Raw genomic sequence first — 13,911 nt, 5'->3', positions numbered from 1 at the left:
TGCCTAGCTGCATAATGCTTGATGTCGATGGCGTCCTGATCAACGGCCGCCCTAGGGATGGCGCCTCATGGGCCACATCTCTGCGAGAGGATCTGGGTGTGGACCCCACCGGCTTGCAGCAACATTTCTTCAAACCCTTCTGGAAACAGGTCGTAACCGGTCAACTCGATATACGCGACGTACTTGATCAATGCCTTCCAAGGCTGGGCGATGGGATCACAACAGAGCAGTTTATGCAGTACTGGTTCAAGAATGACGCACGTCTGGATGAAAGCGTCCTAGCAGATTGCGTGGCGTTGAGAGACCGAGGGTTGAAGATTGTTCTTGCAACAAATCAGGAACACCAGCGTGCAAATTACATCATGAGCACCCTGAAGCTGGCCGACTACGTGGACGGTATCGTCTATTCTGCGGAGATAGGGGTCGCAAAACCCGATCCGGCTTTCTTCACCGCGGCAATGACTAAGACGCAACAACCAGCTCACGAGCATATTCTGATCGACGACACGCTTGAAAATGTCAAAGCTGCAATAGCGGCCAAGTGGTCAGGTCGTGTCTGGGACAGTCGGAAAAACCTGTCCGATATTCTGGACGATGTGAGAGCTTAATGCACATAATGACCCACTTCAGTTCCAGTCGCAAACCCGCACTGTTCACGTTAGAAAATCGTGACCGGGACCGTCAAGAAGGTCTGCACACAGAACTACGCTCCCTCGCGCGTTGAACGACAAAACCTCACTTCACGTCTCCCCAGTCGAGGGGACGAAAAAGAAGAAGGTATATAGTCCTTGCCGCCTTGCTCAAGCAATCCTCGACGAGTCGGTCAGGTGGTACCGACGTCTTCCCGCCGCGCCTTCGCAAACCCGCGATCCGTCGCCATGAACCGCTCCAGCATCGGCACGATCAGCCGGACAGGATCGGCAACAGCTTGCCCTGTCTCCCGCCCTAACACCTCTGCATAAGCGACAAGATCGCGATGAACGGACGCGGGCAATTCCACTGTCACCTTGACCGGCTTGTCTTCGGGCAACGGCCCAAGCTTCAGTTTCGACATAATCAACCTCCTGCCGGTTCGAATACCAGATCGCGGGTGACGATGATCCTGACCGGGAACCCCGGACGGATGGTCAGCGTGGGTGCCACCTGCAGCTGACGCTGGACGATCTGCTGACCGGCCTGGTTGATCGTGTCCACAGCGCCATCGCGTATCGCCTTGACCAGGCGGTCCTCGTCATCGGTGGCGAGGTCCGCGCCGATCGCGAGCAGCGTGGACAGGCCCGCCGCGCGCATCAGGTTCCACCAGTGATAGTCAACGCCATCTTCGAGGCCGGCATAGCCGCTCGCATCCGCGCCTGGCAGACGTTCGAGAACGATGGACTGGCCTCCGGGCAGGATCAGGCGGTTCCAGACCAGCAGAACGCGGCGTTGGCCGAACGTCACGCCGTCATTGTATTGGCCGATGATCCGGGTTCCCTGCGGGATCAATAGCAGCGATCCGGTCGGGCTGTCATAGACATTCTCGGTGACCTGTGCGGTGATCTGCCCCGGGAGATCGGAGCGAATGCCTGTGATCAGCGCGGCCGGGATCACCGCTCCCGCCTGAAGGATGTACGGTGAGGCTGGCGGCTGAATGCGATCGGATGCGACGGTCTGCCGGTCCACCGGACCGTTGAGGAAAGCCGTATGCCGGCTCCCCTCAGGTTGGTCAGCGTCCCCTAGGCCCGGAAGGTTCACGCCGACCCCGGCCGTCGTCGCCCTGCCAGACGCCGTCTGAAAGAAGACACCGCTCAGACGCGCGGTTTCCTCCTCTGCCCTGCGGCGCTCCGCTTCCGGATCGACGGTCGGGCCCACAATCGGCGGAGGGCCTACGGGCACTCCCCGCTCCTGCGCGTCGAGGATCGGCCGCCCGAGGTCACCGGGCAGCGCAGGCCCCAGAACCGGTCCAGTATAGTCGGACGGCAGCCCTTCCAGACCATCCGCTGCCGGTCTGTTGTCGATGGAATAAAGTTCTCCACCTCCCGGCCCTGCCTCACGGGTCTGGAGCGCATAGATCAGCGCACCCCCAATTCCGAACAGGGCGACCGCCCCGACACCGGCCAGAACCTTGCGCGACAACCGGGTCACGCGCGGAGGATCGGGGCGCAGACGCATCGGAGCTGCGGTATCGGTGTCACTCATGACGCCCCTCCCCTTCGCGCATCCCCTTCCGTTCGCGCATCCGCCTCGCGCTCCTCCATGCGCACGATCCGGACCACCTGCTGGCGGTCTCCTGCGCCCAGCCGGAGCTCCGCCGCACCGAAGAGGCGATCCACGATCAGCACGTTCCGGTGAATGCGGCTGTTCACGATCTGCGGTTCTCCATCGGCACCGAGCACGAAGAGCGGCGGCATTTCGCCCTGGGCGATGCCAGCCGGGAAGACGACATAAACACGACGGCCATCGTCGAAGACCGAGACAGGACGCCAGGGCGGGCTTTCGCCCTGGATCTGCAAGCCGTAGCGATGTATGCGGGCAGAGGGCGCCGGAATGGCCGGCGCGGTTCCCACAGCCTGTCGCCCACCACGGGGCGCTGCCGGATAGGCCCAGGCGACGGAGGGCATGTAGAGCGACTCGCGGGCACGCAGCTCGATCGTATACACCCGCCTGTCAGTGCTGATCACCAGATTGGTCGAGATGTCGTCCCGCGTCGGTTTGACGAGGATGTGGACGCGGGCGTTGGATCCGGTCCCGCTCTCCGTGTCGCCGATGATCCAGCGCGTGGTATCTCCCGCGGCGATCGGGCCTGCGCCGGTCAGACGCTCGCCCGGCTCAAGTGCGATGTTGGTGATCTGACCCGGCGCGGCATAGACCTGATAGAGGGCGCCTTCCGACCAGGGATAAATCTGGATCGCATTGTAATAGCCCTCGCGGCGCGGTTCGACCCGGGCGGCGGCATTGGCGTTTTCGACACGACCGGTTGGTGTGCCCGCCGCCGCTCCGCCATGCGCCACTGTCCAGACCGGCGGCGTGTACAACGGCCGAGGGCGCTCCTCGGCAGCCGAGGCGGGAGGAGTGGGCAGTGGCGGCACGGACTCGTCGTAGCTGAATTCCGGCACCGGGTTTCTGGCACATCCCGCCAGTACGGATGCGGATAGCAGCAAGGCCACCAACATCGGCGTCCTGACGCCCGGAGACCTGGTTGCATGAAGATGCTGTTCAGTCATTGGCTCATCTCCCGCGACCAGGAGATCGCATTGATATAGATTCCGAGGGGATTGGCGCGCAGGCGCTCGGCGCTGCGCGGCGTCTGGATCACGACGGTCAGGATCGCGGTCCAGCGCTCGGTCGTGGAAAGCTGACCGTTCTCGTAGTGGCGCTCGGTCCAGGCGACGCGGAACGATCCCGGTGAGGCCCGGATGACGGAGGACACCTCGACAGCGATCTGTTGGCGACCGACGCGGGTGAACGGGTCATTGGCGCGAGCAAAGTCGTTCAGAGCCGCCGCCCCACGATCCGTGGTGAACTCATAGGCGCGCAGCCAGTTCTGCCGCACGATGATCGGGTCGGCCGGAATCGACCGTACCTGTTCGATGAAACGGCCAAGATGGAAGGCGATCTGGGGATCGGTCGGTTCGTAGTCGGCGGAAGCCGGAGCGACAGCCTGGGCCTCGCCGAGCGCGTCGACCTGAACGACCCAGGGCACGATGGTGCCACGCGCGGATTGCCAGACCAGGGCGACAGCAAATCCCGCCGCCAGGATCAGGATGCCGAAGGCCATGTAGCGCCAGTTGCGGGCCTGGACACGGGCGGAGCCGATGCGCTCGTCCCAGACCTGCGCGGCCCTCTGGTAGGGCGTCTCTGGTTGAGGTGACTTGCCATAATGCGTGGCGGAACGCCTGAAGAGGTTCATGAGCGGTCCCTTTCGGAGAGATTGACGGAGGAGCCCGAGCCGTGGCTGTCGCCCGACCGGACGGCATGGGCGGCAGCGCGCACGCCATGGCTCACGGCTTGGCTATGGCGCATGCGCTTTGCCCAGGCTGGCGGGCCATCGGAGGCGGACGGGCCGGAAGAAGGCTCGGGCGGCGTGCCGCCGACCGAACCCATCGAGGAGGTTCCGCCCGTCGCCGCAACACCGCCCTTGACGCCCTCGGCGTAGCTGGACTGAATCCCGCCAGCAGCGCGAGAGGACGCCTTCTTGAGGGGTGATGCCGCGGCAGCGGCCCCGGCGCGCGCTACACCAGCCATCCCGCCGGGGAGACCTCCTCCGCCCATCGAGCCGAGCGTGTAGGCGCTCGAGGCAGCGCCCGCCGCGGTGGCACCGCCGCGTGCCAGAGCGGCGCCACCGGAGAGCACTGATCCGGCTCCGCGTGCAGCCAGCATGGTCGCCCCTCCGGCCCCGATCGCAGCACCACCAACGGCAAGGCCTGTACCTATGGCCGCTCCCGCGCTGAGTTGGGGTCCGCCGGACACCAGACCCGAGGCGATGCCGGGGCCGAAGATACCGAGGCCCAGCAGAGACAGGGCGGCCAGCACAATCGCCATGGCGTCATCGATGGTCGGCGTCAGGCCTCCGAAGCCTGCGGTGAACTGACCGAAGAGCGTCGATCCGATGCCGATGATCACGGCGAGGACGAGAACCTTGATGCCGGACGAGATGACGTTGCCCAGCACGCGCTCGGCCATGAAAGCGGTCTTGCCGAAGAGGCCGAAGGGGATCAGCACGAAGCCCGCGAGGGTCGTGAGTTTGAACTCTATCAGGGTGACGAAGAGCTGAACCGCGAGGATGAAGAAGGCGAGGATCACCAACACCCAGGCGAAGAACAGGCAGAGGATCTGGACGAGGTTCTCGAAGACCGCGACCCAGCCCATCAGATCGGAGATGCTTTCGAGCAGCGGCCGTCCGGCCTCGAGTCCGGTCTGGGCCACGCGGCCGGGGCGCAGAAGATCGGCGGCGGAAAACCCGGTGCCCGAGGCCATCAGACCGAGGCCTGCGAAGCTCTCGAAGACGATCCGGGCGAGGTTGTTCCAGTTTGAGATGATATAGGCGAAGACCCCGACAAAGATCGTCTTCTTCACCAGCCGGGCGATAATGTCGTCATCGACGCCCCAGGCCCAGAACAGAGCCGCCAGCGTCACGTCGATCACGATCAGCGTGGTCGCAATGAAAGCCACCTCCCCACCAAGCAGCCCGAACCCGCTGTCGATATAGCTGGTGAAGATGCCCAGGAAGTTGTCGATGACGCCGGTTCCACCCATGTCTCATTGGTCTCCCGACCGCTGTGGTACTTCGGGTGCAGACGTCCGGCCGAGGAACCGGTCACGGTTCTCTGCCCAGGCGGCGAGACAATCGGCATTGCTGGAAGCGGCCTCGCCAAGCTGCTGGCACCGGCGCAGCGTCGCGGGGAGAGGATCGGCAGACGGCTGGAGCGCGGGCGCGGTGCTGGCCGGCGCGGGAGCTTCCTCGCGTGTCATTTCGGTCACCGTGGCTGTGATCGCGATCGCCACGAACACGATGGCCGCGATCCGGGCCAGCACCTTCCCCTCCATCGTCTTCCCTCCCGGCCTCAGTTGAACATTTGCGCGTTGCCGGGCTGGTAGCCCGCGCCCGGCGTCAGGAAGCGCTCGCGCTGGATGCGGCCCTGTTCTGCAGCGGTGGCGCGCTCGGCCTCGGTCAGCGCGTTGGCGCGACCGTTGGCCGAGATCACCGCTATCAGGTCCGAGAGCTGCTGCGATTGCAGTGCGAGGATCTGGTTGCCCGCCTGCGTGGCCTGAAGAGCACCGACCGCGTTCTGGCTCTTCCCCACGAGCGCGGACATCTCGGCGCGGTTGGTATCGATATTGCCGACGACACCGGCCTGCACGCGCATGGCATCCTGCAGGCCACCGACGGTGTTCTCCCAACGGGACCGAGCCTCGGCGATCAGCTGCCGGTCGGTCGCCGTCAGGGAAAGGTTGCCATAGTCCTGCTGGAACATCTGGTCGATGCTCTGCACGTCGAAGGCGATGTTCTGCGCCTGGGCCAGGAGTTGCTGCGTGCGGCTGACGTTCTGCTGGATCTGCTGGAGCGCGGAATACGGCAGGTTGGCGAGATTGCGCGCCTGGTTGATCAGCATCTGCGCTTCGTTCTGGAGCTGTGCGATCTGGTTGTTGATCTGCTCCAGAGTGCGCGCCGCGGTCAGGAGATTTTCGGCGTGGTTGGTCGGGTCGTAGACGATGAAAGGCCCCCCGCCGATACCGAAGAGCGCGTGTGCGGGCGGCGCTGCGATGGGCGACATGGCCATGGGCATCGCCAGCGCGAGGGCGAGCAGCGACGGGCCGGCGAACAGGTGCGTGATCTTGCGATTCATGATGTGATCTCCTCTTCTTTCAGGACAGGTTCGACGTCCTCGACAACAGCGGTAGCCGGAAAGGCCCCGTCAGCGTCTATGGCAAGATTGGTGAGGTCGGGGATCAGCTCGGCGGCCCAATCGAGGCCATGCGCCGTCAGCCAGGCGGAGAGAAACCCGTCTCGGCCTTGCCCGGCGCAGATCTCGGCAATCAGCGCCTGATCCGATTTGGACGACGCCGCGCAGAGTGCGAGTCCGACATCGCTGAGACCCAGCTCGAACAGCCGGTTGCCGCGCCGCGACTGGCAGTAGTAGTCGCGTTTGGGCGTGGCCCGCGCGAGGATCTCGATCTGCCGGTCATTTAGGCCGAAGCGGCGATAGATGGCCGTAATCTGCGGCTCGATGGCCCGCTCGTTCGGCAGCAGGAGCCGTGTCGGGCAACTTTCGATGATCGCAGGCGCGATGGCGCTGCCATCAATGTCGCTGAGGCTCTGCGTCGCGAAGATCACCGAGGCGTTCTTTTTCCTCAGCGTCTTCAGCCACTCGCGGAGTTGCTCCGCGAAGGCATCGTCATCGAGCGCGAGCCAGCCCTCGTCGATGATGAGCAGCGTGGGTCGCCCGTCGAGCCGATCGCCGATCCGGTGGAACAGGTATGAGAGGACGGCGGGCGCCGCGCCGGTTCCCACCAGTCCCTCGATCTCGAAGGCCTGCACATCCGCCGATCCCAGCTGTTCGGCTTCGGCATCGAGCAGCCGGCCATAGGGCCCACCCACGCAGTATGCGCGGAGCGCCTGCTTGAGGTCGTTGGACTGCAGCAGGACCGCGAGGCCGGTCATGGTCCGCTCGCCCACAGGGGCCGAGGCCAGCGAGGTCAGTGCCGTCCAGATATGTTCCTTCACATCCGGGGTGATCTGGATGTTCTCGCGCGTCAGGATGGCGACGATCCAGTTAGCCGCCCAGGCGCGCTCCGACGTCTCGTGAATGCGGGCCAGCGGTTGCAGCGAGACGGAGTTCTCGTCCGCGTCGGTCAGCTCTCCGCCGAGGTCATGCCAGTCGCCGCCCATGGCGAGCGAAGCGGCGCGGATCGAGCCGCCGAAGTCGAAGGCGAAGACCTGGCTGCGGGAGTACCGCCGGAACTGAAGCGCCATCAGCGCCAGCAACACGGATTTGCCCGCGCCGGTCGGGCCGACGACGAGGATGTGACCGACATCCCCGACATGAAGAGAAAACCGGAACGGGGTGGAGCCTTCGGTCCTGGCGTAGAGCAATGGAGCGTCGCCGAAATGCTCATCCTGTTCCGGCCCCGCCCAGACCGCCGAAAGCGGGATCATATGGGCGAGATTCAATGTGCTGATCGGTGGCTGGCGGACATTGGCATAGGCATGTCCGGGCAAGCTGCCGAGCCAGGCATCGACGGCATTGACCGTCTCGACCATGACAGTGAAATCGCGGGACTGGACGATCTTCTCGACCAGCCGCAGCTTCTCGTCAGCGCGGCGGACGTCCTCGTCCCAGACCGTGATCGTGGCCGTGACATAGGCCATGCCGGCCACATCAGCGCCGAGTTCCTGCAGGGCCATGTCCGCGTCGGCGGCCTTGTTCGCAGCATCGGTATCGACCAGTGCGGATTGCTCGTTGGTCATCACCTCCTTGAGGATCGCGGCGATGCTCTTGCGTTTGGCAAACCACTGACGGCGTATCCGGGTCAGCAGCTTGGTTGCATCCAGCTTGTCCATGAGGATGGCCCGGGTCGACCAACGATAGGGAAAGGCCAGCCGGTTCAACTCGTCGAGCAGGCCAGGGGTCGTGGCGCCGGGAAAGCCGGTGATCGTCAGGACGCGGAGATACTGATTGCCCAGGCGCGGTTCCAGCCCGCCGGCCAGCGGCTGGTCGGGCAAGAGCGCGTCGAGATAGACCGGCACCTCGGGCACGCGCACGCGATGCCGGTTGGTCGAAATCGTCGAGTGCAGGTAGGTCAGCGTAGCGGCGTCATCGAGCCAGTGGCAGTCCGGCATGAAACCGTCGAGCAGTGCCAGCACACGATCCGTTCGATCGATGAAGCTGCGCACCTGTTCCCAGGGATTCACACCCGAGGTTTCGCGTCCCTCGTAGAGCCAGGACTCCGAACGCGCCGCGTCCTCGGCAGGCGGAAGCCAGAGGAGCGTCAGGAAATAACCGGATACAAAGTGGCTCCCCTCCTCTTCGAAATCGGCCTTGCGCTCGGCATCGACCAGCGCGGAAGCCGCATCCGGGAAGGTGCTCAGCGGATAGGTCGAGGCCTCGGAGCGCTGCGCTTCCACGAAGATTGCCCACCCGGAACCGAGGCGGCGGAAAGCGTTGTTCAGCCGCCCGGCGACTGCGACCAGTTCGGCCGCGACGGCACTGTCGAGATCGGGACCCCGAAATTTCGCCGTCCTCTGAAACGAGCCGTCTTTGTTGAGGACCACGCCCTCCCCGACCAGCGCCACCCAGGGCAGGTAGTCGGCGAGGCGCGAAGCGGTGCGACGGTATTCAGCAAGATTCATCATGGGGGTTCACACCGAGAGATGACCGGGAACGCGCAGATGGCGGCGCGCGACCTCGACGAAGAGCGGATCGCGCCTGGCCGCCCAGACAGCTGCGATGTGGCCGATGGCCCAGATCAGGATCCCGACCAGCCAGAGCTGAAGCCCGAGGCCGACCGCACCTGCGAGCGTGCCATTCAGAATGGCGACCGAGCGTGGTGCGCCGCCGAGCAGGATCGGCTCGGTCAGCGCGCGATGAACCGGCACGCTGAACCCCGGCACCGCGTCGAGGGCCTCGAAACTCACCGACATCAGATCAGTGCCCCGCCACCGAAGCTGAAGAAGCTGAGGAAGAACGACGAGGCCGCAAAGGCGATGGAAATCCCGAAGACGATCTGGATCAGCCGCCGGAAGCCACCGCCGGTATCGCCGAAGGCCAGCGTAAGACCGGTGACGATGATGATGATCACCGCCACGATCTTGGCCACCGGCCCTTCAACGGAGTCGAGGATGGATTGCAGAGGCGCTTCCCAGGGCATGGAAGAGCCGGAGGCATGCGCAGCCGGAGCGATGAACAGGCTGACATAGGTGGCGGCGGCCGCGGTGGCGATGTGCTGGCGGATGCGCAGGGCGTGACGGATCATTTGGGATCTCCTGGTTCGTGAGGGATGGCGGGTTCAGAAATGACAGGTGAAATCCGGTAGTCGCCCTCCGGCCCGAGGCCCTCGACGCAGGCGAGTTCGACCAGACGACGCGCGGACCCTCGCCCGGCCAGGACCGCCACGAGGTCGATGGTCTCCGCGATCATGGCGCGGGGCACGGTAACGACGGCTTCCTGGATGAGTTGTTCGAGACGACGCAGCGCACCGCCCCCGGAACCGGCATGGATGGTGCCGATGCCGCCCGGATGTCCGGTGCCCCAGGCTTTGAGCAGGTCAAGCGCCTCGGCGCCACGCACCTCACCGATCGGAATACGATCGGGGCGCAGACGCAGCGAAGAGCGAACCAGGTCGGACAGGCTGGCAACACCGTCCTTGGTGCGCATCGCCACGAGGTTCGGCGCGGCGCATTGCAGTTCCCGGGTGTCCTCGATGATCACGACGCGATCGGAGGTCTTGGCCACTTCGGCGAGCAGCGCATTGGTCAGCGTGGTCTTGCCGGTCGAGGTGCCCCCCGCCACCAGGATATTGGCACGGGTCGCAACCGCCTGGCGGAGCGCCTTGGCTTGCATCAAGTTCATGATCCCGGCTTCGACGTAGTCCTCGAGTGTGAAGACGGCGACAGCGGGCTTGCGAATGGCGAAGGCCGGAGCCGCTACCACGGGAGGAAGCAGCCCCTCGAAACGCTCACCGGTTTCCGGGAGCTCCGCAGAGACGCGTGGAGACAGGCCATGAACTTCAACGCCAACATGGTGCGCGACCAGTCGAACGATACGCTCGCCGTCCGCTGCGCTGAGCGTCTTGCCGCTGTCGGCCAGACCCTCGGAAAGTCGGTCGATCCAGAGCCGCCCATCGGGGTTGAGCATCACCTCGACGGTCATGGGGTCGTCCAGAAACCCGGCGATCGCCGGCCCGAGCGCGGTGCGCAGCATCCGCGCGCCTCTCCGGATCACTTCTGGTCTCTGATCGGACTTCGCCATGCCGGCCCCGTTCCCTTACGGGCGCCTCCAACAGGCCGCCCTGGATCGGGGTCGATTAAGAAAGGCGAAAATGCCTAGGGCTCAACAGGGTTCCAAGGGTCGTCGTAGTGTGTCGTGTAAAGACAGGTGATCGGCGGAATTGAACTCGCCTCAAAAAAACTCAACCCTATTATCCACCAGAAAAAGCAGAGCATTCGGCAATGCTCTGCTTGCTTGCCTCGCAAAGGCCCAGGCTACGCCATAACGTAGTCGCTTCCGGTTCGGAGAAATCAGCCAATCTTCTGGGTCCCCCAAAAGCGAGGCTGCTACATGATAACCGAACTGAAGTCTGTCCGCGATGTCTGGAAGAAGATGCCGACCGAACGTCACGCGCGGCTCTTCCTTGAAAACGCCATCTGGGGCGATGATCGGTTTTGTCCACATTGCGGCAGCTTGAGTTCGCGCCCGTTGCGGGGTGTATCCGTGCGTCCCGGTCTGTATCAATGCATCGAAAAGGAATGCCGCAGCCAGTTCACCGTCACGACCAAGACGCCGCTCCACGCGACGAAGCTGCATCTCCGGACCTGGATCGCCGCAATGTTTCTCGTGCTGACCTCCTCCAAAGGCATATCTTCTGTCGTGATGTCGCGCATTTTGGGCGTGAACCAGAAGACCGCCTGGAAGCTTGGCCATGCAATCCGCGAGTTGATGGATGATCGGCAGGGCATTGCCGGTCGACTGTCGGGAGTGGTCGAGGTCGACGAGGCCTTCGTCGGTGGCAAGCCAAAGTTCCGCCATGGCGTCAAGAACAAGCGGGGGCGAGGAACAGGCAAACCGATCGTGCTCGTTGCTGCGGCGCGAAACGGACAGGCTCGAGCCGTGCTCATCCCGAATGCTCAAGGGCGAACGATGAAGCCCATCATCGAGGGCTGGATTGACCCGGCGTCGGCGCTGATCACCGATAAGAACCCGAGCTACGGAAAGATCGGGGCAGCTTTTGCAAGTCACCATACGATCCAGCACAACAAGCGCCAGTATGCCAACACGAAAACCGGAGCGCATATCAACACAGTCGAAGCCGTGAACGCGGTCGTCCAGCGCGCTCTGATCGGCGTGTATCACCGTCTCGGACGGAAGCACCTACAGCGATACCTGGACGAGATCATCTGGCGGTGGAACCACAGGACTCCGGAGAACAAAGTGCGGAAGCGGAAGTCTTCATCGGGCCTTTCAACATCAAAAACCACGACCGTATGGAGGCCGATCCCGGTTGTGGATCAGATGCGAGGCCTGCTCTGCGGAGCCGTCGGCCGGCAGATGAGACGCACACCGTCGTGGGGCCTTCGGTGGCCATGACCCCGTCACTGCGAAGATCCGCTGAGAGCCCTTCGAAGTCGTTGTTTGATGACGCGATCGGTGCGATGTTCACCGGACCATTCTGCCGTTGAGGACCAAGTCTGTGGAACAAGAAGTGCATGAGCTGTTCGAGAGATACGAGGAATTCTTCAAGCGTTCTCTGGCTGACGACTTCGACAAGGAAGAGGTCTCAGAACTCTACGCTTCTGAATTTATCGCGGCTACTCCTGCCGGTGTTATGGCAGGGAAGAATGACGAAACACTCGTTCAAGCAATGATTCAAGGTTATCAGAACTATAGAGAAATCGGCACTCGGCAGATGCGAAAACGCGATATTCGGCTGTCTCCAATAGACGACCTTCATTGCGTGGCCCGCGTCTCCTGGACCGCAACCTATTCCCGAGACGATTTGCCCGAGACAGACATCGACTTCGATGTCCACTATCTCGTTCAAGTCTTGAACGGCACCGCGAAAGTCTTTGGTTGGGTATCTGGCGACGAACAGGAACTGCTGAAGAAGCACGGGATTGTCTGAGGTCCGCAATGTCCAAAAAGCCCTCGAACGCAAGTTTGAGGCGCGTCTTGCTTTTTCTCGTGGATAATAGGGAAACTCAATGCCGTGGAAGGTGTGGCCGTGCGCCGAGCCGTTCAAACATGGTGATTCGGAATGCGTCGGCATATGGCAACACAGGCATTAACCGCGGCAGGAATTCCTTCAGCGGTTCCGTGGTCAACCGCGCCATCTCGCTTCTAGACCCCCTGAATTATGCCATACGATAGGTTTCGTTGATTGTACCGTTGATTGGCCAGCTTGTGATCTAGCCTCTATGTCGAACAAGACTTAAGCGCTATCAAGAGGCTAGATACTTGCAATGATGACGCAGACTTGGAGAAACGTAGATGATTGAAGCACTGTCCCATTCATGGCACGGCATACTGCTTGCCTACGGCGTGTTCGTGCTTGGGATGTTCAGCCCAGGTCCAAATATTCTCTCTATCATCGGCACGTCCATGACTGTCGGGCGTGACCAAGGCCGGTCACTTGCCATTGGTATCGCATCAGGTTCATTTCTATGGGGTGTTCTTGCGTGGGCGGGACTGACGACGCTTCTGATTGCCTACGCATCTCTTATGACGTTGATCAAATTCATCGGGGCAGGCTATCTTCTTTGGCTTGCAATTAAGTCTTTCCGTTCCGCTCTATCTGTGGGCGAAATCACCGCGAAGCCCCTTGCTGGCTCGAACAACAATTTTGACTATGTTCGCCGCGGCTTGTTGATCCAGATGACAAACCCCAAAGCAGCGCTCACCTGGACCGCAACAATATCACTCGGCCTCGATGCCAACTCCCCTTGGTGGATCGGTGGGGTGATAGTCGCTGGCACATTCCTCATCTCTCTAACCGGGCATCTCACCTACGCCCTCGCGTTCTCGACACAGCCAGTTGTCAGAATCTTCAATGCCGCCCGCCGTTGGATCGAGGCTGGTCTGGGAGTGTTTTTCTGCTTCGCCAGTTACAAGTTGGCTACCTCACGGCTATAAATCCCTCGGATCCATGAAGCCATATGCCTTTTGCACTTGTGGAGCACCGGTTCGTCCAAGCGTGCGTATGGAAAGCCACTTTGGACTCACGCACCGACCTCATCCACATCCTCCGACACCTCCTGCCGCAGCTTCGGCCCCTGGGCCAGGCGCCGACCGAGAGCCGAGATAAACGCCTCGTAGCGCTCCCCTGCTTTCGCCCGTGCTGCCTTGGCTGCGGGTTCCGGCAGAGCTGGCGTTGTCGCAAGCCAGAAACGGATGTAAGCGCTGTCCCGCGGTCACCTTCCGCGATGTTTCGGCGAATGCGAGAGCATCCTTATCGTGAGTTAGGGAGTGCGGTTCGCAATGTGCGCTACAAATGCGTTTCTCAGATCGCTCGGTGTGGAGATCTACGCGTCCGGACACCGGCGCTGGCCGGATGAGGCGAAGGCGCAGGCAGTCGCCGAGACGCTCCAGCCGGGAATGACGGTGAACGATGTTGCAACGCGGTTCGGTATCCAGCCGAACCAGCTGTCGGCGTGGCGGCGCATGGCGAAGGACGGCAAGCTTGTCCTGCCGGCCGATGAGGGCGCCGGAGATGAGGCGG

At 62.7% G+C, this 13,911-nt stretch carries 16 protein-coding genes; 5 read left to right on the top strand and 11 right to left on the bottom strand.

Going from position 1 to position 13,911, the window contains the following annotated elements:
- The first annotated feature begins 14 nt into the window (after positions 1 to 14).
- Entirely contained in the window at positions 15 to 608 is a 594-nt protein-coding gene (locus SALMUC_RS14000; protein WP_198014592.1) for an HAD family hydrolase, read from the top strand.
- Positions 609 to 823: 215 nt separating this feature from the next.
- Here the strand turns inward: SALMUC_RS14000 and SALMUC_RS13995 are convergent, their stop codons facing one another.
- From SALMUC_RS13995 to trbB, 11 genes are read right to left on the bottom strand one after another with little or no spacing between them, the layout of a single operon-like run.
- Positions 824 to 1,054, bottom strand: a complete 231-nt coding sequence (locus tag SALMUC_RS13995) for a DUF2274 domain-containing protein (RefSeq protein ID WP_020042774.1) — start codon at positions 1,052 to 1,054, stop codon at positions 824 to 826.
- Between the two features lie 2 nt (positions 1,055 to 1,056).
- Complete coding sequence (locus SALMUC_RS13990; RefSeq protein ID WP_021120403.1) at positions 1,057 to 2,178, bottom strand: TraB/TrbI/VirB10 family type IV secretion system protein; 1,122 nt, start codon at positions 2,176 to 2,178, stop codon at positions 1,057 to 1,059.
- The gene (trbG, locus tag SALMUC_RS13985) at positions 2,175 to 3,203 is read right to left on the bottom strand and encodes a P-type conjugative transfer protein TrbG (RefSeq protein WP_037372010.1); all 1,029 of its coding nucleotides are present in this window, start codon (positions 3,201 to 3,203) and stop codon (positions 2,175 to 2,177) included. Before trbG ends, SALMUC_RS13990 begins: the two co-directional genes overlap by 4 nt.
- Positions 3,200 to 3,889, bottom strand: coding sequence for a conjugal transfer protein TrbF (gene trbF / locus SALMUC_RS13980; RefSeq protein WP_020042777.1), 690 nt, complete (start codon positions 3,887 to 3,889; stop codon positions 3,200 to 3,202). The genes trbG and trbF overlap by 4 nt, the downstream gene beginning before the upstream one ends.
- The gene (trbL, locus tag SALMUC_RS13975) at positions 3,886 to 5,235 is read right to left on the bottom strand and encodes a P-type conjugative transfer protein TrbL (protein ID WP_020042778.1); all 1,350 of its coding nucleotides are present in this window, start codon (positions 5,233 to 5,235) and stop codon (positions 3,886 to 3,888) included. The genes trbF and trbL overlap by 4 nt, the downstream gene beginning before the upstream one ends.
- Positions 5,236 to 5,238: 3 nt before the next feature.
- Positions 5,239 to 5,526, bottom strand: coding sequence for a putative entry exclusion protein TrbK-alt (gene trbK-alt / locus SALMUC_RS13970; protein WP_020042779.1), 288 nt, complete (start codon positions 5,524 to 5,526; stop codon positions 5,239 to 5,241).
- A gap of 17 nt (positions 5,527 to 5,543) precedes the next feature.
- Positions 5,544 to 6,326 (bottom strand): P-type conjugative transfer protein TrbJ, encoded by a 783-nt coding sequence (gene trbJ, locus SALMUC_RS13965; RefSeq protein WP_020042780.1) that lies wholly within the window; start codon positions 6,324 to 6,326, stop codon positions 5,544 to 5,546.
- The gene (trbE, locus tag SALMUC_RS13960) at positions 6,323 to 8,833 is read right to left on the bottom strand and encodes a conjugal transfer protein TrbE (RefSeq protein WP_020042781.1); all 2,511 of its coding nucleotides are present in this window, start codon (positions 8,831 to 8,833) and stop codon (positions 6,323 to 6,325) included. Before trbE ends, trbJ begins: the two co-directional genes overlap by 4 nt.
- A 6-nt stretch (positions 8,834 to 8,839) precedes the next feature.
- Complete coding sequence (locus SALMUC_RS13955; RefSeq protein WP_020042782.1) at positions 8,840 to 9,121, bottom strand: VirB3 family type IV secretion system protein; 282 nt, start codon at positions 9,119 to 9,121, stop codon at positions 8,840 to 8,842.
- Positions 9,121 to 9,453 carry a TrbC/VirB2 family type IV secretion system protein gene (locus SALMUC_RS13950; protein WP_011747801.1) on the bottom strand — a complete coding sequence of 111 codons (333 nt, stop codon included), beginning with the start codon at positions 9,451 to 9,453 and terminating at the stop codon, positions 9,121 to 9,123. Before SALMUC_RS13950 ends, SALMUC_RS13955 begins: the two co-directional genes overlap by 1 nt.
- Complete coding sequence (gene trbB, locus SALMUC_RS13945) at positions 9,450 to 10,400, bottom strand: P-type conjugative transfer ATPase TrbB (RefSeq protein ID WP_020042783.1); 951 nt, start codon at positions 10,398 to 10,400, stop codon at positions 9,450 to 9,452. Before trbB ends, SALMUC_RS13950 begins: the two co-directional genes overlap by 4 nt.
- Before the next feature lie 357 nt (positions 10,401 to 10,757).
- Here trbB and SALMUC_RS13940 point away from each other — a divergent pair, with 357 nt between their 5' ends.
- From SALMUC_RS13940 to SALMUC_RS29880, 4 genes are all read left to right on the top strand, one after another.
- Entirely contained in the window at positions 10,758 to 11,783 is a 1,026-nt protein-coding gene (locus tag SALMUC_RS13940; protein WP_020042784.1) for an IS1595 family transposase, read from the top strand.
- A gap of 103 nt (positions 11,784 to 11,886) precedes the next feature.
- Complete coding sequence (locus SALMUC_RS13935) at positions 11,887 to 12,318, top strand: hypothetical protein (RefSeq protein ID WP_020042785.1); 432 nt, start codon at positions 11,887 to 11,889, stop codon at positions 12,316 to 12,318.
- A gap of 365 nt (positions 12,319 to 12,683) precedes the next feature.
- On the top strand, positions 12,684 to 13,325 hold the full coding sequence (locus SALMUC_RS13930; RefSeq protein ID WP_037372008.1) for a LysE family translocator: 642 nt from the start codon (positions 12,684 to 12,686) through the stop codon (positions 13,323 to 13,325).
- Positions 13,326 to 13,706: 381 nt separating this feature from the next.
- On the top strand, positions 13,707 to 13,911 hold a 205-nt coding region (locus tag SALMUC_RS29880), incomplete at its 3' end, for a transposase (RefSeq protein WP_245584707.1).

The organism is Salipiger mucosus DSM 16094 (assembly GCF_000442255.1).
Taxonomy (GTDB): Bacteria; Pseudomonadota; Alphaproteobacteria; order Rhodobacterales; family Rhodobacteraceae; genus Salipiger; species Salipiger mucosus.
This window is presented reverse-complemented; position numbering and strand designations above follow the sequence as displayed.

Bases quoted from the DNA above. Each gene is read 5' to 3' on its own strand.
- SALMUC_RS14000 (WP_198014592.1), top strand. From the start codon at position 15: ATGCTTGATGTCGATGGCGTCCTGATCAACGGCCGCCCTAGGGATGGC.
- SALMUC_RS13950 (WP_011747801.1), bottom strand. From the start codon at position 9,453: ATGATCCGTCACGCCCTGCGCATCCGCCAGCACATCGCCACCGCGGCC.
- trbG (WP_037372010.1), bottom strand. From the start codon at position 3,203: ATGACTGAACAGCATCTTCATGCAACCAGGTCTCCGGGCGTCAGGACG.
- trbK-alt (WP_020042779.1), bottom strand. From the start codon at position 5,526: ATGGAGGGGAAGGTGCTGGCCCGGATCGCGGCCATCGTGTTCGTGGCG.
- trbF (WP_020042777.1), bottom strand. From the start codon at position 3,889: ATGAACCTCTTCAGGCGTTCCGCCACGCATTATGGCAAGTCACCTCAA.
- trbJ (WP_020042780.1), bottom strand. From the start codon at position 6,326: ATGAATCGCAAGATCACGCACCTGTTCGCCGGCCCGTCGCTGCTCGCC.
- SALMUC_RS13940 (WP_020042784.1), top strand. From the start codon at position 10,758: ATGATAACCGAACTGAAGTCTGTCCGCGATGTCTGGAAGAAGATGCCG.
- SALMUC_RS13955 (WP_020042782.1), bottom strand. From the start codon at position 9,121: ATGTCGGTGAGTTTCGAGGCCCTCGACGCGGTGCCGGGGTTCAGCGTG.
- SALMUC_RS13930 (WP_037372008.1), top strand. From the start codon at position 12,684: ATGATTGAAGCACTGTCCCATTCATGGCACGGCATACTGCTTGCCTAC.
- trbL (WP_020042778.1), bottom strand. From the start codon at position 5,235: ATGGGTGGAACCGGCGTCATCGACAACTTCCTGGGCATCTTCACCAGC.
- SALMUC_RS13990 (WP_021120403.1), bottom strand. From the start codon at position 2,178: ATGAGTGACACCGATACCGCAGCTCCGATGCGTCTGCGCCCCGATCCT.
- trbB (WP_020042783.1), bottom strand. From the start codon at position 10,400: ATGCTGCGCACCGCGCTCGGGCCGGCGATCGCCGGGTTTCTGGACGAC.
- trbE (WP_020042781.1), bottom strand. From the start codon at position 8,833: ATGATGAATCTTGCTGAATACCGTCGCACCGCTTCGCGCCTCGCCGAC.
- SALMUC_RS13995 (WP_020042774.1), bottom strand. From the start codon at position 1,054: ATGTCGAAACTGAAGCTTGGGCCGTTGCCCGAAGACAAGCCGGTCAAG.